This window comes from Pseudomonas sp. K8, assembly GCF_014889455.1.
Taxonomy (GTDB): Bacteria; Pseudomonadota; Gammaproteobacteria; order Pseudomonadales; family Pseudomonadaceae; genus Aquipseudomonas; species Aquipseudomonas veronii.
The window spans coordinates 98,547-112,995 of record NZ_VJWO01000006.1 but is presented as its reverse complement, the minus strand read 5'-3'; the positions used below and the strand labels follow the sequence as shown (position 1 = coordinate 112,995).

General features: G+C 62.4%; 16 protein-coding genes. 7 read left to right on the top strand and 9 right to left on the bottom strand.

All coding sequences use genetic code 11. The features are described from left to right. The first annotated feature begins 34 nt into the window (after positions 1–34). Positions 35–556: a DUF3617 domain-containing protein gene (locus tag INT12_RS06525; protein ID WP_017850052.1), complete on the top strand. Its 522-nt coding sequence runs from the start codon at positions 35–37 to the stop codon at positions 554–556. Here INT12_RS06525 and INT12_RS06520 read toward each other — a convergent pair. Genes INT12_RS06520 through folE2 form a run of 6 tightly spaced genes read right to left on the bottom strand, consistent with a single transcriptional unit; the run spans position 553 to position 5,762 of the window. Beyond that, positions 553–1,890, bottom strand: a complete 1,338-nt coding sequence (locus INT12_RS06520; protein WP_079444962.1) for a dihydroorotase — start codon at positions 1,888–1,890, stop codon at positions 553–555. The two genes, INT12_RS06525 and INT12_RS06520, sit on opposite strands and share 4 nt — an antisense overlap. A 3-nt stretch (positions 1,891–1,893) precedes the next feature. Next, complete coding sequence (locus INT12_RS06515; protein WP_017850050.1) at positions 1,894–2,454, bottom strand: DapH/DapD/GlmU-related protein; 561 nt, start codon at positions 2,452–2,454, stop codon at positions 1,894–1,896. Continuing rightward, positions 2,451–3,329, bottom strand: coding sequence for a metal ABC transporter substrate-binding protein (locus tag INT12_RS06510; RefSeq protein ID WP_046381599.1), 879 nt, complete (start codon positions 3,327–3,329; stop codon positions 2,451–2,453). The genes INT12_RS06515 and INT12_RS06510 overlap by 4 nt, the downstream gene beginning before the upstream one ends. Before the next feature lie 11 nt (positions 3,330–3,340). After that, positions 3,341–4,207 carry a metal ABC transporter permease gene (locus tag INT12_RS06505; RefSeq protein WP_017850048.1) on the bottom strand — a complete coding sequence of 289 codons (867 nt, stop codon included), beginning with the start codon at positions 4,205–4,207 and terminating at the stop codon, positions 3,341–3,343. Beyond that, positions 4,207–4,875 (bottom strand): metal ABC transporter ATP-binding protein, encoded by a 669-nt coding sequence (locus INT12_RS06500; protein WP_017850047.1) that lies wholly within the window; start codon positions 4,873–4,875, stop codon positions 4,207–4,209. The genes INT12_RS06505 and INT12_RS06500 overlap by 1 nt, the downstream gene beginning before the upstream one ends. Beyond that, positions 4,872–5,762, bottom strand: coding sequence for a GTP cyclohydrolase FolE2 (gene folE2, locus INT12_RS06495; RefSeq protein WP_126586301.1), 891 nt, complete (start codon positions 5,760–5,762; stop codon positions 4,872–4,874). The genes INT12_RS06500 and folE2 overlap by 4 nt, the downstream gene beginning before the upstream one ends. Before the next feature lie 129 nt (positions 5,763–5,891). Here folE2 and INT12_RS06490 point away from each other — a divergent pair, with 129 nt between their 5' ends. Continuing rightward, a complete protein-coding gene (locus INT12_RS06490) occupies positions 5,892–7,094 on the top strand; it encodes an N-acetylmuramoyl-L-alanine amidase (RefSeq protein WP_017850045.1) in 1,203 nt (400 codons plus the stop codon). Here INT12_RS06490 and INT12_RS06485 read toward each other — a convergent pair. Further along, positions 7,091–7,459, bottom strand: a complete 369-nt coding sequence (locus INT12_RS06485; RefSeq protein WP_017850044.1) for a hypothetical protein — start codon at positions 7,457–7,459, stop codon at positions 7,091–7,093. The two genes, INT12_RS06490 and INT12_RS06485, sit on opposite strands and share 4 nt — an antisense overlap. Positions 7,460–7,598: 139 nt before the next feature. On the opposite strand from INT12_RS06485, the gene zigA reads away from it, so the two are divergent. From zigA to INT12_RS06470, 3 genes are read left to right on the top strand one after another with little or no spacing between them, the layout of a single operon-like run. Beyond that, the gene (zigA, locus tag INT12_RS06480) at positions 7,599–8,807 is read left to right on the top strand and encodes a zinc metallochaperone GTPase ZigA (RefSeq protein ID WP_017850043.1); all 1,209 of its coding nucleotides are present in this window, start codon (positions 7,599–7,601) and stop codon (positions 8,805–8,807) included. After that, entirely contained in the window at positions 8,807–9,451 is a 645-nt protein-coding gene (locus INT12_RS06475; RefSeq protein ID WP_057005203.1) for a DUF1826 domain-containing protein, read from the top strand. The genes zigA and INT12_RS06475 overlap by 1 nt, the downstream gene beginning before the upstream one ends. A gap of 44 nt (positions 9,452–9,495) precedes the next feature. Then, positions 9,496–10,458 (top strand): CobW-like GTP-binding protein, encoded by a 963-nt coding sequence (locus INT12_RS06470; RefSeq protein ID WP_193040757.1) that lies wholly within the window; start codon positions 9,496–9,498, stop codon positions 10,456–10,458. Here INT12_RS06470 and INT12_RS06465 read toward each other — a convergent pair. Then, positions 10,452–10,844 (bottom strand): DUF3301 domain-containing protein, encoded by a 393-nt coding sequence (locus tag INT12_RS06465; RefSeq protein ID WP_017850040.1) that lies wholly within the window; start codon positions 10,842–10,844, stop codon positions 10,452–10,454. The genes INT12_RS06470 and INT12_RS06465 overlap by 7 nt on opposite strands. Positions 10,845–10,963: 119 nt before the next feature. Between INT12_RS06465 and pdxY the strand changes: the two genes are divergently transcribed. After that, positions 10,964–11,836, top strand: coding sequence for a pyridoxal kinase PdxY (gene pdxY / locus INT12_RS06460; RefSeq protein WP_017850039.1), 873 nt, complete (start codon positions 10,964–10,966; stop codon positions 11,834–11,836). A gap of 69 nt (positions 11,837–11,905) precedes the next feature. Here the strand turns inward: pdxY and INT12_RS06455 are convergent, their stop codons facing one another. Further along, entirely contained in the window at positions 11,906–12,391 is a 486-nt protein-coding gene (locus tag INT12_RS06455; protein WP_017850038.1) for an acyl-CoA thioesterase, read from the bottom strand. 288 nt (positions 12,392–12,679) lie between these two features. Here INT12_RS06455 and INT12_RS06450 point away from each other — a divergent pair, with 288 nt between their 5' ends. Further along, positions 12,680–14,443: a cation:proton antiporter gene (locus INT12_RS06450; RefSeq protein WP_017850037.1), complete on the top strand. Its 1,764-nt coding sequence runs from the start codon at positions 12,680–12,682 to the stop codon at positions 14,441–14,443. Positions 14,444–14,449: the final 6 nt, after the last annotated feature.

Below are 14,449 nucleotides of genomic sequence, written 5' to 3'. Positions count from 1 at the left end.
CGTCTAATGCCCACAATTATCCAGGAGTTACCCGATGAATGCTCGTCTGCTAGGTTTGGCCATGGTTATTGGTTTGTCGCTGCCCGTGGCGGCCCAGGCGCAGATGCTGGCGCCTGGTTTGTGGGAATTGACCACGAGCAACATGAAAGTGGATAACCAGGACCTGCCGGATTTGTCATTGATCCTCGGTCAGCTCAAGCAACAAATGACCCCCGAACAGCGCGCCATGCTGGAAAAACAAGGCATCACCATGGCCGGTAAAGGCGTGCAGGTGTGCCTCACCCCCGCCCAGGTCGCCTCCGACGCGATCCCGCTGACCGATCCGCAGTCGGGCTGCAAACAGCAAGTGACCGACAAGAGCGGCAACCAGTGGAAATTCCGTTTCAGCTGCCCGAAAGCCCAGGGCACCGGCGTGGCCACCTTCCAGAGCCAGAAGGAATTCACCACCACGGTCAACGGCACCTTCAATGCCACCGGCATTCAGCAGAAGGGCAGCCTGGACAGTCACGCCCAGTGGCTGGGGGAAAACTGCGGCAGCGTCAAACCGCGCGCTTAACGCTGAAAGTGCAGGGGCAGGCCCTGGCAGCTGTCGACCACCTGGCCGGTGTGCCAGGCCAACTGGCCCGACACCAGAGTGGTGCTGACGCTGTGGCGAAAGCGGCGCTCGGCGAACGGTGTCCAGCCGCAGCGCGCCAGGATCGGCTGGCTGCGGACCGGCTTGCCTTCGGGTTCGGGTTTGATCAGCACCAGGTCGGCCCAATAGCCTTCGCGCAGGTAGCCACGGTCCGGGATCGCGAACAGGTCGGCGACGCGATGACTGGTTTTCGCCACCAGGGTGGTCAGCGGCAGCAGCCCATCGGCCACCAACTCCAGTAACGCCGGCAACGCATGTTGCACCAGGGGCAAACCCGACGGCGCCTCACCATACGCCAACTGCTTTTGCGCCCAGGTATGCGGCGCATGGTCGGTGCCGATCACATCCAGCCGCTCGCCGAGCAGGGCCAGGCGCAAGGCGTCGCGGTCGGCGCGGGTCTTGATCGCCGGGTTGCATTTGATCTGGTGGCCCAGGCGGTGATAGTCGCGGTCGTCGAACAACAGGTGATGGACGCAGACCTCGGCGGTGATGCGTTTCTGCGCCAGCGGCTGGTCTTCGAACAACGCCAACTCGCGGGCGCTGCTCAGGTGCAACACATGCAGGCGCGTGCCGTGGCGCTTGGCCAGTTCTACCGCCAGTGAAGACGAGCGATAACAGGCTTCGGCATCGCGGATCAGCGGGTGGGCGGCGGCGGGGAGGTTGTCGCCGAAACGCTCGCGCAAGCGCTGTTCGTTGGCCTGGATACTCGGCGTATGTTCGCAGTGGGCCAGCAGGATCGTCGGCACATCGGCGAACAGGCGCTCCAGAATCCGTGGATCGTCCACCAGCATGTTGCCGGTGGACGCGCCCATGAACACTTTGACCCCGGCCACTTGCCGCGGGTCGAGCGCGGCGACGGTGTCGAGGTTGTCGTTGCTGACGCCGAAGTGAAAACCGTAGTTGGCCACCGAGTGCTGGACGGCGCGGCGTTTTTTGTCGGCTAGCGCTTCCAGGGTGAGGGTGGCCGGCCGGGTGTTGGGCATGTCCATGAAACTGGTGATGCCGCCGGCCACCGCTGCGCGGGATTCGCTGTAGAAACCACCTTTGTCCGGCGCGCCGGGTTCGCGAAAGTGAACCTGGTCATCGATCATCCCCGGCAGCAGCCATTGACCGTGGGCGTCGATTTCCACAGGCGCCGTGTGCCCCGTGATGCTGCTGGCGATCTTCTCGATACGGCCGTGGGCGACCAGCATATCGGCGTCGAATACCTGGCCTTCATTCACCAGTCGAGCGTTGCGGATCAACAGGCGGCTCATGGTTCAGAACTCGTTTTGCAGGGCTTTGTAACCCTGCACCAGATCGACGTTGGTACGCGCTACGTCCTCGGAAAACTCCGACGCGCTGACGCTCACCGGCGGGAATTGCGACAGGTCGGTGTTGGGTCCGATGCGGGTGGTCGAAGGCACGTAGAACGCGGCGGGCAAGTCGCGGCCGTCGACCACCGAGTTGTGGCGCACCACGCAGCCGTCGCCGACGGCGCAGTTGAACAACACGCTGTTGAAGCCGATGAACACGCGGTCGCCGACGCTGCAGGGTCCGTGGACGATGGAGCGGTGGGCGATGGAGGTGAACTCGCCGATGGTCACCGCCGCGCCGGATTTGGAGTGGATCACCACGCCGTCCTGGATATTGGAGTTGGCGCCGATGGTGATCGGGTCCATGTCGCCGCTGGCGTCGACTTCGTCCGCGCGGATCACGGCGTAGGGGCCGACGAATACGTTCTCACCGATGATGACCTTGCCGCAGATGATCGCGGTTTTATCGACGTAGGCCGATTCGGCAATCACCGGCAGATCACCGGATGGGTTCTTGCGGATCATGGTTTGCCCAACGCGGCGCACAGGGTGTTGAGGTTGTATTCGAACAGCCCGAGAAAGGTGCTGGCCGGGCCTTCTGCGGCGAGGGCGTCGGAATACAGCGTGCCGCCGATCTGCGCGCCGCTTTCGCTGGCGATCTGTTTGAGCAGGCGCGAGTCCTTGATGTTTTCAATGAACACGGCTTTGACCTTGTCCTTGCGGATCTGAGTGATCAGCGCGGCGACTTCGGCGGCGGAAGGCTCACGCTCGGTGGACAAACCCTGAGGCGCGAGGAACTGGATGCCATAGGCCTGGCCCAGGTAGCCGAACGCGTCATGGGAGGTGACGATGCGGCGGTTGCCCGCTGGCAGTGCGCCGAACTTGGCCTTGGCCTCGGCGAGCAAACGGTAGATGTCTTTCAGGTACGCCTGGCTGTTGCGCAGGTAGTCGGCCTGGTTGGCCGGGTCGGCGGCCACCAGCGCCTTGGTGATGTTGTTCACATAGATTTCGGCATTGGCCAGGTTATGCCAGGCGTGCGGGTCCGGGATGGTTTCGCCGTCTTCTTCCATGGTGTGGGAGATCACGCCTTTACTGGCGGTAACCACGGTGGCGCGGGTTTCGGTGCTGGTCACCAGGCGGTCCAGCCACGGCTCGAAGCCAAGGCCATTTTTGATGATCAGCTTGGCCTTGAGCAGCGCCTTGGCATCGTCCGGGGTCGGCTCGTAGGTATGAGCGTCGGCGTCGGGGCCGACCATGTTGCTGATCTGGATGTGTTCGCCACCGATCTGGTGGGTAATGTCATCGAGAATACTGAAGCTGGTCACCACTTGGAGTTTGTCGGCGGCCTGGGCCATGGACAACGGCAGTAGCAGACTGAACAACACGAGTAGAGCACGCATCGGGAGACACCTCATTGGGATGACAGCAAGGGCGGGCGGCGCAGCAAGCCATGCACCGGACCGAAGATCACGGACAGCAGGTACCCACCGCCAGCCACCAGCACAATCGCCGGGCCGCTGGGCAGTGAGTAGTAGAACGACAGCAACAAGCCAAGCCACACCGACAGGCATCCCAGCACTGCCGATACCGCAATCAGCACCGGCAAGCGCCGGCTCCAGAAGCGGGACGCGATGGCCGGCAACATCATCAAGCCCACCACCATCAGCGCGCCGATGGCCTGGAAACCGATCACCAGGTTCAGCACCACCAGGGTCAAAAACAGCCCGTGGGCCAATGGGCCGAGGCGGCTGACGGTTTGCAGGAACAGCGGGTCGAGGGTGTCCAGCAGCAGCGGTTTGTAGATCAGCACCATGGCGACCAGGCTGAAACCAGAGACCCAGAGCATGCCGGTCAAGGTGGTTTCGTCGACGGCCAGGGCCGAGCCGAATAGCAGGTGCAGCAGGTCCAGGCGCTTGCCGGCAAGGCCGAGGATCAGCACACCGGCGGCGAGGGAGATGGGGTAGATGGCGGCCAGGCTGGCGTCTTCGCGCAGGCCGGTGCGACGGGTGATCCACGCGGCCAACCCCGCCATGCTCAGGCCGGCGCCGAGGCCGCCGATGGTCAGCGCGGGCAGGCTCAGGCCGGCGAACCAGAAACCCAGGGCGGCACCGGGCAGGATGCCGTGGGCGACGGCGTCACCGATCAGGCTCATGCGCCGCAGGATCAGGAACACCCCCAGCGGCGCGGTGCTGCAAGCGAGTACCAGGCCGCCGATCAAGGCGCGGCGCATGAACACGAAGTCGAGAAACGGCATCCACAGGTGGGCGGTGAAGTGCATCAGGCCACCTGCATGTGCGGTTGCGGGCGGATCAGTTCTTTGCTCGGCCCGAACCGGCAGCCCGTGCTTTTGATCTGCACCACTTGCTGGGTGTGTTGACGCACGGAGGCCAAGTCATGACAGACCACGACCACCGTGCGGCCCTCGTCATGCCAGGCGTGGATATGTTTCCAGCACAGGGCCTGGCCGTCTTCGTCGAGGGCGGCGTGGGGTTCGTCGAGCAGCAACACCGGCGCTTCGGCCAGGCTCATGCGGGCGAGCAGGGCGCGTTGCAGTTCGCCGCCGGACAAGGCCATCAACGGGCGCTGTTCCAGGCCGCTGAGGCACCAGTCTTCCAACACGGCGTGCAGGCGTTCGCTGCGTTGTTGCGGGGTGAGTCGGGTGCCCCAGAAACCGGCGGCGACCAGCTCTTGCAAGCTGATGGGGAACTGCCGATCGAGGTGTTGTTGCTGGGGCAGGAAGGACACGCCGCCGCGACGCGGCACATCCACGCGAATTTTGCCCGCCAGCGGCTTTTGCAGGCCGGCGATGACTTTGAGCAGGCTGCTTTTACCGCAGCCGTTGGGGCCGATCACGCCGGTAAGGCTGCCGGTTTCCAGGGTGAAGTCCACGGCGGGTGTCAGGGGTTGGCCGGGGGCACCCCAGCGCAAAGCGGTGCAGGTGATCATGCTGAGTGTCTCGTCCAACGGCTTTCAGCCACGGCATCGTGCGCGTGCAGGCTTTCGGCGTGGATCACTTTGAGGTGGAAGGCTTGGACGGCATCCGAGCGTTTCAAGGCGAGGTTCAAGCGGCGGGCGGCGTCTTCGCAGAACATCAGGTTCTGCCCGTTGGCCAGGGCGAAGGCTTGTTCGTCCGCACGTTTCACCGCGGTTTGCACGGCGGTGCCGAGGGCGGCTTCGGCGGTGTTGATCAACTCGGTCAGCGCCAGCTGCTCGCCGCGCAACTGGACGCGCAGTTGCGCGCTGCTGCGCTGGCTGTGGGGCGTGGCGACGATGCCGTTGGCGCTACCGAGCCAGCTCAGCACATCGGCGTGCTGCAACGGCGTGTTGCCGAAATCTTCGAGAAATTGCTGCTGAATCAACTGCCTGGCGAGGGCCGCCGAGCACGGGCAGGTTGAGGAATAAGTCACCTCGATGTTTAGTTCCACGTGGAACATCTGGTTTTCCACGCGCGCTTCGATACTCACCGGGTAGCCCTTCCAGCCAGCCAGTGGGCTGACCAATGCCGGGCGCTTGAGCAGCAGATCGGTGTGGATACGCAGGTAGGCGTTATTAGATAAACCTTCATGACTGTCGAGAAAACGCTGCAGTACCTTACGCAGAAGTGCCGGAGTCAGTGGCTGCTGGTCGAGCATCTCCAGCGCCAGGTACAGGCGCGACATATGAATGCCACGGGCGGCACCGTCGTCCAGGCTGACGCCGGCATCGGCCGTGGCGGCGAGGCGTTGGTCGTCGATCAAAATAGGCAAGGCGATGCCGCACATGCCCACCCAGTCGAGCGGCAAGGCTTGGCGTGAAGCCTGCGCGGCGATATCCGGCAGAGTCAGCGCATTCATGAGCAGGTCCATCGTTGGCGATAAAAAAGACATGTTATATTATAACGATTGAGTCGACGATGAATTTTCTGCTCCGGCCTTTTTTCAGTCATGTCGAGTAAGGACGCTCCTTTATTTGCGGTATTTGTCATGCACAGACGTCAGCTCCTCAACCTGCTCCTGGTCAGCCCGCTGTTCACCTTGCCCTTCACCGCGTCGGCCACGCAGATTCGCAACGCCCGCCTGTGGCGCTCGGACGACAAGCTGCGGCTGGTGTTCGACCTCAGTGGCCCGGTGAACTACAAGACTTTTTCCCTGACCGCGCCGGAACGCCTGATCATCGACCTGAGCGGCGCCGGGCTCAGTGGCGACTTCTCTCAGTTGGTCTTGAAGAACAGCGGGATCACCTCGATTCGCTCCGGGCACTTCGGCAAGGCGGATACGCGCATCGTGCTGGACCTCGCCACGCCGATGCAGCTCACCAGCTTTTTGTTGCCGCCCCAGGATGGGCAAGGGCACCGCCTGGTGCTTGATCTCACCAGCGCCACCCAGGTGCCTCACCCGATAGCGGCCGCACCCAGACCGCTGGTCGACAGGGCGCACCCCAAGCGCGACATCATCGTGGTGGTCGACCCCGGCCACGGCGGCAAGGACCCCGGCGCCATTGGTTCCAAGGGCCAGCGCGAAAAAGACGTGGTGCTGTCCATTGCGCAATTGCTGGCCAAACGCTTGAAGCGCGAGAAAGGGTTCGATGTGAAGCTGGTGCGCAACGATGACTTCTTCGTGCCGCTGCGCAAGCGCGTGGAGATCGCCCACAAACACAACGCCGACATGTTTATCTCGGTGCATGCGGATGCGGCGCCACGGATCACCGCGTCGGGGGCTTCGGTGTATGCCTTGTCCGAAGGCGGTGCCACCTCGGCCACGGCGCGGTTCATGGCACAACGGGAAAACGGCGCCGACCTGCTGGGCGCCACCAGTCTGCTGAACCTCAAGGACAAGGACCCGATGCTGGCCGGGGTGATTCTCGACATGTCGATGAACGCCACCATCGCCTCCAGCCTGCAACTGGGCAGCTCGATCCTGGGCAGCCTGGAAGGCATCACCTCGTTGCATCAGAAGCGTGTGGAACAGGCCGGATTCGCGGTGCTCAAGTCACCGGATGTACCGTCGATCCTGGTGGAGACCGGGTTTATCTCCAATGCGCGGGACAGTGCGCGGCTGGTCACGGCGCGGCATCAACAGGCGGTGGCGGAGGGTTTGTTCCTCGGCCTGCAGCGCTATTTCCAGAAGAACCCGCCGGTGAACAGCTACATGGCTTGGGTCCAGGAACAGAAACACAACCAGGCCTAACAGCCGGTCACACGGCTGCAGGTGAACGTGGCGCTGGCGCCACCGGAGCTGGAAAACCGGTTGATTGTGGTCCAGCCCACACGCCGCGTGTAGCCGACCCACGCTTCACCGTCCGAGGCCAAGCCGGTGAAGAACGTCAGTTGCCCGTAGCGGCTGTTGGTTTGCGCCCAATAGCGCCTGCCGATCGCCTCGAAACCGCGCAGATACGTGGTGCTGCCAACCGTCGCCACGCTGTAGGCATTGCCCAGCGGATCGACGCAGGCCAGCAGGTTGGCGCTGCGCGTGCAATTGGCCGACAGGCGCGGCACTTGGGCGCAGGCCTGGGTCGTGATAAGCAACAGCAGGCTACAGAGTAGATATTTCATAGGGTTTCTCGACGTAGACAGGCGCCAGCATTGCTCCGTTGGTCATGATGAGCAAGCGGGGGATTGGCTTATTTGTGTTGTTATAATATAACATTAAGTACAGCCCGGCTTGAACGGGCGGCCTGATGAGAATGACCTGATGCCCAATCGTCTCCCCGTTACCGTGTTGTCCGGCTTTCTCGGCGCCGGTAAAAGTACGCTGCTCAACTATGTTCTGCGCAACCGCGATAACCTGCGGGTGGCGGTGATCGTCAACGACATGAGCGAAATCAACATCGACGGCGGCGAGGTGCAGCGCGACGTCACCCTCAACCGCGCCGAAGAAAAACTGGTAGAGATGAGCAACGGCTGCATCTGCTGCACCTTGCGTGAAGACCTGCTCGAAGAGGTCGGAAAACTCGCCAGGGACGGTCGCTTCGATTACCTGTTGATCGAATCCACCGGCATCTCCGAGCCGTTGCCTGTGGCCGAAACCTTCACCTTTCGCGATGAAAACGAGCAGAGCCTGGCCGATATCGCGCGCCTGGACACCATGGTCACCGTGGTCGACGGCATGAACTTCCTGCTCGACTACCAGGCCGCCGAAAGCCTCGCGTCGCGGGGCGAAACCCTTGGCGAAGAAGACGAACGCTCGATCACTGATCTGTTGATCGAACAGATCGAATTTGCCGACGTCATCCTGATCAGCAAAATCGACCTGATCGGCCGCCACGAGCGTGAGGAACTGATGGCCATCCTCGAACGCCTGAATGCCCAGGCCGAGATCATTCCGATGGTCATGGGCGAAGTGCCGCTGAACAAAATCCTCAACACCGGCCGCTTCGACTTCGAACGCGCCGCCCAGGCCCCCGGCTGGCTACAGGAATTGCGCGGCGAGCATGTGCCGGAAACCGAAGAGTACGGCATCGCCTCCACGGCTTACCGTGCGCGCCGTCCGTTCCATCCGCAGCGCTTTTTCGAGTTTATCGACCGCCCTTGGGTGAACGGCAAACTCCTGCGTTCCAAGGGCTTTTTCTGGCTGGCCAGCAAGCCGCAGGACGCCGGCAGTTGGTCCCAGGCCGGTGGCCTGATGCGCCATGGCTTTGCCGGACGTTGGTGGCGTTTTGTGCCGAAAAGCCAGTGGCCGCAGGACGAAGAAAGCGTCGCCGCGATCATGGGCCACTGGCAAGCAAGCACCGGCGATTGCCGTCAGGAACTGGTGTTCATCGGGCAGAACATCGACTTCGCGCAGATGCGTGCCGAACTGGACGCCTGCCTGCTGACCGATGAAGAAATGGCCCTGGGCGTCGACGCATGGCGCTTGCTGGCCGATCCTTTTGGCCCTTGGTATGAAGAGGCGGCCGCCTGATGCTGGCACCGCTCATCCCCCTGCGCCCGGTGATCCGCCAGACCTGCGGCGACACCCCGCTGGCGCTGTCCGAGATTCTCGAAGACGGCGTCAACCTGGCGCTGTGGCAGCGCCAATTGCCGTTGCACATCGCCGAGTTCGGCGCCTTGCTGGTGGCGCTCGACGAGCCGTTGGCCGAGTCGTTGGTCATCGAATTGGCCAGCGACGACGCGGTGCCGAACGTGCAGGGATTAGCCGCCTGCTGCCGCGATCTTGAGGGTTACGAAGGGTTTATCGCCGATGTGTCGTGGCTGATCGGCGCGTTTGCCTGCCTGCTCGGCGCCCGTCGGATCGGCGTGCGTTTGCGCCTGTTGGACAAAGCCATGTGCCCGCGCTTTCACGTCGACCATGTGCCCGTGCGCCTGATTACCACCTACGCCGGCATCGGCAGCCAATGGTTGCGCGAAGGCGTGATGGACCGCCGCCAGTTGGGCCAGGCGGATGCCGAGCCCAGCGAGCGTATCGAGCAGATTCACTGCGGCGAAGTGGCGTTGCTCAAAGGGACGAAGTGGCATGGCAACGAAGCTCACGGCCTGATTCACCGCTCGCCGCAGCTTAAAGCCGATGAGCGACGGTTAATTCTGACGCTGGATTGGCTGGCATAACCGCGTAGGATCAAACGCTCTACACGGCTTGAATGATGCCCTCTATGCTGCAGAACATTCCTACTCATGTGATTGCCGGGCCCCTGGGCGCCGGCAAGACCAGCCTGATCAAACACCTGCTCGCCCAACGCCCGGCCAACGAGCGCTGGGCGGTGTTGATCAACGAATTCGGGCAGATCGGTCTGGATGCGGCCTTGCTGACCCAGGCTGACGACGGCATTGCCCTGGGCGAAGTGGCGGGTGGCTGCTTGTGCTGTGTGAATGGTGCGCCGTTCCAGGTCGGACTGGGCCGCTTGCTGCGTAAGGCCAAGCCGGACCGCCTGTTTATCGAGCCTTCGGGGCTCGGGCACCCGGCGCAGGTGCTCAAGCAATTGCGCGAGGCGCCATGGCAGGATGTGCTCGCGGTTCAGCCTTGCGTGCTGGTGCTGGATGCGCAAGCCCTGGCGGCGGGCAAACCATTGCCGGAGGCGCAGCGCGAAGCACTCGCCAGCGCCGGCCTGTTGGTCCTGAACAAGGATGAGGCGCTGGACGCCGCACAGCGCGAGGCGATCGAACGGCAGTTAGCCAAGGTTCCGTTTTACTGGACGCGTCAGGCGCAATTGCCACTGCAGCTTTTGCCAGGCCTGAACGCACAGGCTGCAGCGGCTGTGGATAACTTCGTGGCGCCCAAAGGCGTGGCGCAAATGCCGGCGGTGTGGAGCGATCCTGCGTTGCCGATTTGCTTGAGCCAGGCCCAGGAGGGCGGCTGGAGCATCGGTTGGCGCTGGCATCCGAGCCAGTCATTCGATCACCAGCGCCTGGCGCAATGGCTGACACGCCTGGATTGGCGCCGCGCCAAACTGGTTATCCACAGCACCGACGGCTGGATCTCCGGCAACGCTGTGGATAACAGCCCACTCGTCTGGCAACCCAGCGAATGGCGGCGTGATTCGCGTATCGAACTGATTTTCAGCGCGCCACAGGACGTGGCCGCGCTACAGCAGGCGCTGGCGGCCTGCCGTCATTGACGGTGCTTGGCGTGGTCCTGGCGCCACTGGCTGAGTTCGATCACGTCGGCGCTGGGTAGCGGCGTCTTGATTTCGAACGGGTAGGGCGCCAGTTCGATCTGCGCGCTGTGGGCGCCGAACTGGGTGATGGTCCCGGGGTGGCGGGTTTCGCCGGTCACGGTGAATTCGAAATTGTAGATGCGCGCCAGGCGTCGCCGTCCTTTGGCATCCTTCACAAAACCGATGCGCTTCAAGGCCACGGCACCGTCGAGCAACTCGATATCGAGCTTGGCGCAATGCTGCTTGACCCGCTCCAACGCGCGCTCGCGCAGGCCGTGGTTGTGCCATACCCAGGCGGCGCCGGTCGCCAGCAGCATCAACACGAAGATGTTTCCCAGGGTCAGCATGCGAAAAAAACTCCAACGAAGTGAGAGCAGCTTAACTGTGTCGTCGGCCTGTCGTACAGGCTGTGTTTGGTCGCATACTGCGCGACCAGAATTTCAATGGTTTTACGGAAATCCCCTGCATGAAACGCACACCTCATCTGCTTGCGATCCAGTCTCATGTGGTCTTTGGCCACGCCGGAAACAGCGCCGCCGTGTTCCCCATGCAGCGGGTCGGGGTGAACGTGTGGCCGCTCAACACGGTGCAATTCTCCAACCACACCCAGTATGGCCAGTGGACGGGCGAAGTGTTAGCGCCGCAGCAGATTCCAGCGCTGGTGGAAGGCATTGCGGCCATCGGTGAATTGGGCAACTGCGACGCCATACTCTCCGGCTACCTGGGCAGCGCGGCCCAGGGCCGGGCGATCCTCACCGGCGTGGCGCGGATCAAGGCGATCAACCCCAAGGCCCTGTACCTGTGCGACCCGGTGATGGGCCACCCGGAAAAGGGCTGCATCGTGCCGCAGGAAGTCAGTGATTTTCTGTTGGACGAAGCCGCTGCCATGGCCGACTTCCTGTGCCCCAACCAGCTGGAACTGGACAGCTTTTCCGGGCGCAAGCCGCAATCGCTGTTCGACTGCCTGGGCATGGCCAAAGCCCTGCTGGCACGCGGGCCCAAGGCCGTGCTGGTCAAGCACCTGGATTACCCGGGCAAATTGCCGGAAGGCTTTGAGATGCTGCTGGTGACAGCCGAAGGCAGCTGGCACCTGCGTCGGCCGCTGCTGGCGTTTCCCCGCCAGCCGGTGGGCGTGGGCGACCTGACCTCGGGGTTGTTCCTGGCGCGGGTATTGTTGGGCGACAGCCTGGTGGCCGCTTTCGAGTTCACCGCGGCGGCGGTGCATGAAGTGCTGTTGGAAACCCAGGCCTGCGCCAGTTATGAACTGGAGCTGGTGCGTGCCCAGGATCGCATCGCCCATCCTCGCGTGCGTTTCGAGGCCACGCCGATTGGCCTGTAACTACACAAAACCCAATGTGGGAGGGAGCAAGCCCCCTCCCACATTTTGCTTGGGTATACAGCCTGGAGCTTACAGCGCGTCGGCTTTGATTTCCTGGTAGCGCTTTTCCAGCTCCTGGCGGATCTGCCGGCGTTGCTGCGCCTGCGCAAACCGGCGGCGGTCTTCGCTGTTGTGCGGTTGCAGTTGCGGCACGGCGGCGGGTTTGCGCTGGTCGTCCACGGCGACCATGGTGAAGAAGCAACTGTTGGTATGGCGCACAGAGCGCTCGCGGATGTTTTCGGTCACCACCTTGATGCCCACCTCCATCGAGGTGTGGCCGGTGTAGTTGACCGATGCGAGGAAGGTCACCAACTCGCCGACGTGGATCGGTTCACGAAAAATCACTTGGTCCACCGACAAGGTCACGACATAACGTCCGGCATAACGGCTCGCGCAGGCGTAGGCCACTTCGTCGAGGTACTTGAGCAGGGTGCCGCCATGGACATTGCCTGAGAAGTTGGCCATATCAGGGGTCATCAGTACCGTCATCGACAGCTGGGCGTTTCCGGGTTCCATAGCACACTCACGGGTTAGGCATTGGTGGGGAGGCACCTCTGTGGATGCTCGAGTCATTGCAGCGCCATCTCTTACGGGACGCCGGTAGGCGGCTTGCCGTCACGCCTGCAGCGATCTGTTTCCATATATTGCACCGGCTTTTCGGCGGAAGTCGCGGTGTTAACCTTCAAAAGCCTTTCTAAGGGCATTTCTTACGATCAAGGCAGACTTTTCCTTCCGCTCTTTACGAAGTTTCAAAGGTGCGGTGGACGTGGGAAAAGCGCCAGTACCCTCAAGGAGCCCCTCGCCATGCACGCCATCAGCTTTATCCAGGATCTGGCCGTGATCATGTTGGTGGCTGGGGTCGTGACTATCCTGTTTCATCGCCTCAAGCAGCCGGTGGTGCTCGGTTACATCGTCGCCGGGTTCATCATTGGCCCCCACACGCCGCCGTTCGGCCTGATCCACGATGAAGACACCATCAAGACCCTCGCCGAACTGGGGGTGATCTTCCTGATGTTCTGCCTGGGCCTGGAGTTCAGCCTGCGCAAGCTGTTCAAGGTGGGAGCCACGGCGTTTATCGCGGCCTTCCTGGAAATCGTGCTGATGATCTGGATCGGCTACGAGATCGGCCGCTGGTTCGACTGGAACACCATGGACTCGCTGTTCCTCGGCGCGATCCTGGCGATTTCCTCGACCACCATCATCGTCAAGGCGCTCAACGACCTGAAGATGAAAGACCAGCGCTTCGCCCAACTGATTTTTGGCGTGCTGATCGTCGAGGACATCCTCGGCATCGGCATCATCGCCTTGCTGTCGAGCATCGCCGTCAGTGGCACGGTCAGCTCCGGTGAAGTGTTTTCCACGGTCGGCAAGCTCTCGCTGTTCATGATCGTCGCGCTAGTCATCGGGATTTTGCTGGTGCCACGCTTGCTGGCCTACGTGGCCAGGTTCGACAGCAATGAAATGCTGCTGATCACCGTGCTGGGCCTGTGTTTCGGTTTTTGCCTGCTGGTGGTCAAGCTGGAATACAGCATGGTGCTGGGGGCGTTCCTGATCGGCGCGATCATGGCCGAATCCCGTCAGTTGATTAAGATCGAGCGCCTGATCGAGCCGGTTCGCGACATGTTCAGCGCAATCTTCTTTGTCGCCATTGGCTTGATGATCGACCCGCAGATCCTGCTGCAATATGCCTGGCCGATTGCCGTGATCAGCGTGGCCGTGGTGCTGGGCAAGATGTTGTCCTGCGGCATGGGCGCATTTATCGCCGGCAATGACGGCCGCACCTCGTTGCGCGTTGGGATGGGTCTGTCACAAATTGGTGAGTTTTCCTTCATCATCGCGGCGCTCGGCATGACCTTGCAGGTGACCAGTGACTTCCTCTACCCGGTGGCGGTCGCGGTGTCGGCGATCACCACATTGCTCACCCCGTACCTGATTCGCGGCGCCGACCCATTGTCGCTGAAGATTGCCGCCGTGATGCCCAAGCGCATGAGCCGGGTATTTGGCCTCTATGGCGAATGGCTGCGCAGCATTCAGCCCCACGGCGAGGGGGCGCTGCTGGCGTCGATGATCCGCAAAATCGTGCTGCAAGTGGGGGTGAACCTGGCGCTGGTGGTGGCGATCTTCTTTACCGGCAGTTATTTCGCGTTGCGTATCGGCGGGTATCTGGAGGGCTGGATCAGTGATCCAAGCTGGCAGAAGGCGTTGATCTGGGGCGCGGCGTTGCTGTTGTCGCTGCCGTTCCTGATTGCGGCGTACCGCAAGCTCAAGGCGCTGTCGATGCTGCTGGCGGAGATGAGCGTCAAGCCGGAAATGGCCGGGCGGCATACCCAGCGCGTGCGTCGGGTGATCGCCGAGGTGATCCCGATTTTGTCGTTGCTGGTGATCTTCCTGCTATTGGCGGCGTTGTCGGCGAGTATTCTGCCGACCAACAAGTTGCTGGTGCTGATCGCCGTGGTCGCGGCGGCGGTGGCGGCCGTGCTCTGGCGGTGGTTCATCCGCGTGCATACGCGGATGCAGGTCGCTTTGCTGGAGACTCTGGATAACCACAAGGATACGCCGGAACACTGAGGAGGC